1 protein-coding gene is annotated in these 717 nt (G+C 59.4%); it reads right to left on the reverse strand.

The features are described 5' to 3' along the window. Nucleotides 1-717, reverse strand: a 717-nt coding sequence (locus ACM6IP_RS24010; protein ID WP_414862411.1) for an immunoglobulin-like domain-containing protein, incomplete at both ends; no start/stop codon positions are given.

Here is a 717-nt window from a genome sequence, read left to right on the forward strand (position 1 = left end):
GTGCTGCTGGTGCCGGCCTTGATGACCACGGTGTCACCGTTGCTCAGGGTGACGGTCAAGTCTTGTTTGAGGACCTGATCAACCTTGACGGTGAACTTCGGTGCAGCGTTTTCCAGCACGTCGCCATTGCTTTCGATGGTGACGGTGATCTTGTCGCCTTCGCCCGAGGGTTGGTCGGTGACGGTGGTGGTGAACTGGTCTTTGCCCAGGGTCAGCTGTTCGAACTGATCGGCGCCGGAGACGCTTTCCAGCTTGTTGACCAGTGCCGGCTGACCGCCGGTGAAGATGTCGTTGCTGGTGACCACGGTTGCCGTGCCGGTGGTGCTGTTGGCTGGAACGGTGATGGTGGTGCCGTCGGAGAGCTTGAAGGTCAGCTCGCCGTGGTTGCTCATCGGCAGGCCAGCAGCGTTGGTCAGGGTCACGGTGTAGGTGACGGAACCGCCTTCGGTGACGGTGGTTTTATCCACAGACAGAGTGGCGACCACTTCAGACAGGGTGTCGCCGATGGTGACTTGGGCTTTGTCGCCCAGCACCAGGTTTTCGAAGGACTTGCCGTCAACGGTGGCATTGCTGACACCGACTTCCACAACTTGACCGTCTTTGTAGACGTCGTCGCCCTGGGCTTTCAGTTCGTATGGAACGCTGGTAGTGCCGGCTTTGATAACCACGGTGTCGCCATTGCTCAAGGTCACGGTCAGGTCCTGCTTGAGGACCTGG

It is taken from the genome of Pseudomonas sp. IT-P176 (genome assembly GCF_949767245.1).
GTDB lineage: Bacteria > Pseudomonadota > Gammaproteobacteria > Pseudomonadales > Pseudomonadaceae > Aquipseudomonas.